Source organism: Pseudarthrobacter oxydans (assembly GCF_030812335.1).
GTDB lineage: Bacteria > Actinomycetota > Actinomycetes > Actinomycetales > Micrococcaceae > Arthrobacter > Arthrobacter oxydans_B.
On record NZ_JAUSSN010000023.1, the window covers coordinates 1 to 2,380 of the forward strand.

General features: G+C 65.5%; 3 protein-coding genes. All 3 read right to left on the minus strand.

Features of this window, described 5'->3' with window-relative positions; genetic code table 11:
* Positions 1-111: 111 nt before the first annotated feature.
* The 3 genes from J2W14_RS21120 to J2W14_RS21290 all read right to left on the minus strand — a co-directional run bounded on the left by J2W14_RS21120 (position 112) and on the right by J2W14_RS21290 (position 1,875).
* A complete protein-coding gene (locus J2W14_RS21120; RefSeq protein ID WP_307466200.1) occupies positions 112-894 on the minus strand; it encodes an HAD hydrolase family protein in 783 nt (260 codons plus the stop codon).
* Positions 819-1,319, minus strand: coding sequence for a hypothetical protein (locus tag J2W14_RS21125; RefSeq protein WP_307466201.1), 501 nt, complete (start codon positions 1,317-1,319; stop codon positions 819-821). The genes J2W14_RS21120 and J2W14_RS21125 overlap by 76 nt, the downstream gene beginning before the upstream one ends.
* A 187-nt stretch (positions 1,320-1,506) precedes the next feature.
* Positions 1,507-1,875 (minus strand): P-type ATPase, encoded by a 369-nt coding sequence (locus J2W14_RS21290; protein ID WP_370871367.1) that lies wholly within the window; start codon positions 1,873-1,875, stop codon positions 1,507-1,509.
* Between the last annotated feature and the right edge of the window lie 505 nt (positions 1,876-2,380).

Consider the following 2,380-nt stretch of genomic DNA (forward strand, 5'->3'; position numbering starts at 1 on the left):
TGGGAGAGTAGGTCACCGCCGGAACATCATTAAACGGTCGAGAGCCCCAACCACACGGTTGGGGCTCTCCCGCATTTAACCCCAAAACAGCACCCCAATCGCCGGCTCAGGTCAGCGGGGGAACTTCCTGCCGTGGATCCAGGCCAGGAGCTCGATAGCGAGCCCGCCGCCCACCGCAGCCGCACCCGCTGCCCGCAACAAATCCGGCGGCGGCCACGCGAGATGAAAGAAGTCCTGGGCGAGTGGCAGGTTCATCAGGATCAATAGAATCGAACACATCGCGAGCAGCACCACCAGCTTCTTGGTATCGAACGGGCGGGAGACCACTGCAAGAATCCACAGCCCCAACACCGAGAGGGCCAGTACCGAGGCGGACTGCAATGTCTCCGGTGAGTCGGCAGCTCCGCTCGACTGCGCGTAGAGGTTCAACCCCAGCAGTGCGGCAGTGACGATGAGCCCTGCCGGGACGGCGAAGGACAGTGACCTGCGTAGGAACCCGGGCCGATAGCGGCTGGTATTGGCCATCAGAACCAGGAAGAACGAGGGGATGCCGATCGTCAGGCCTTCTGTGAACGACAGCTGGCGGGGCAGAAACGGAAACTTCAGGTTGAGCGGCCCGAAGCTGACAGCGATCGCAATCGAATAGGCCGTCTTGCTGAGGAATAGCTTCGATACCCGTTCAATGTTGGCGATCACCCGACGGCCCTCGGCCACCAGCCCGGGCAGCCGGTCGAAACAGCCATCCTGCAGCACCAGCAGTGCCACTGCCTTCGTGGCAGGTGCGGCAGAGTTCATGGCTATGCCTAGGTCTGCCTCTTTCAAGGCCAGCACGTCATTGACGCCGTCTCCGGTCTTCGCGACCGTGTGCCCGCGCCGCTGAAGTGCTGCCACCATGTCCTTCTTCTGGTGGGACTCACGCGGCCGAACACCTTGTTGTTTTCCATCACCTCATCAAGCAGCCGGGGATCGGCCGGAAGCGTCCGGGCATCGAATCCCTCCGCGACGTACAGGCCCACGGTCCGGGCAATCGCCGGGACCGTACGGGGGTCGTCCCCCGAAATGACTTTCAGCTCAAAGCCCTCGTGGCGGAAGTAGTCCAGCGTCTGTAGGGCATAGGGGCGGATCTGTTCCCGAAACATGAGCACAACGACGGGTTCCACAACCGCCGGCAGGGTGGCGCCTTCGGCCGTGATGGTTGTGGCGGCGGCATAGGCCAGCACCACGGTCCGCAGGCCGGATTCGGGGGGCCGGTCGGCCTTGCCCAGGGCGGCGTCTGCCGCCGGCGCCGCGTCTGCACTGCCGGACCGGTCCGTCAGCACGACTTCCGGGGGCGCCCGGGTTCCGTGCGCCTGAGCCGGGCGTTCCGCCGTCGAACGTCAGGGCACTCCACTTCCGGGCGGAAGAGAACGGAACCGATGAGACCGCCCGGGTCGCCGCCGTCGTGCTCAAAGGCCGTTACAGGGCAGCGCGAGTTCGCGTTTGACTCCGGATCCGCAGCGAACCAGCCTAAGGCGTGCGCCCAGCCAAGTTCCGCGGGCCCGGACAGTTCGGCGCGGGCCAGGCCCTCGACCGCTGCCAGCTCCTGGATGAGAACCTTGTTCCCGGCCAGCCGGACGCCGCCGACAGCGGCAACAGCGCCCAGGTGAGCCAGCGGAGAATCCGGTTGAGGCTGTTGCGGATCTCAGAGGTGACCAGCGAGAACCGCTTCGCGTCGGCGGCGATTCTGCTGGGGAAGGAGCCAGCTCCCACCCGGGTAGCCCGTGCCGTGTCCCGGCCGGTAGCAATGGTCGAGCCGGAGAGGACCCGGGACCGCGGGGGCCTCGAGGACGGCGAGGCGGTCCAGGGACCGCTTGGCGCGGTACTCCTGCACGCCAATGACGGCGTTGCCTACAGCTGCCAGCCCGAAGAGGGCATCCTGCCAGCTGCCCAGCAGAAGCAGGATGACGAAACACGCGCCTGCGAGTGCGTTGAACAGGGTGAGCACATTGGCGCGGACGATTTCCCAAAGGCTGCGGCTGATTGTGTCCGGTACACGGTAGGCAAGGCCATGCCTCATCCGCGAGGAGATCTCGCCCCCGGATAGGCCGGCGGCGGCCGGTCCGGACACACGCCGATGGAGGAAGTCTGGCCTTTGGCGCCGGCGTTCTGCCCTCACGTCCTGATCGTAACGGGAGGGAGTCCCGAAAACAGGTGATGCACTGCACAGGCACGTGTTTCCTGAGCTAAGAGGGTTCGGGTGGCCCCGGTGGGCCTGGGTTCCGTGTGGTGGCGGGGTTTTTGGGGGGGTGGGGGGTGGTGTGGGGGTGGATTTGTGTGTGGTCGGTGGGGTGTGTAAAGTAGTTCGAGTCGCCGCCGCTGATGCGGAGAGATTGCGACCGAC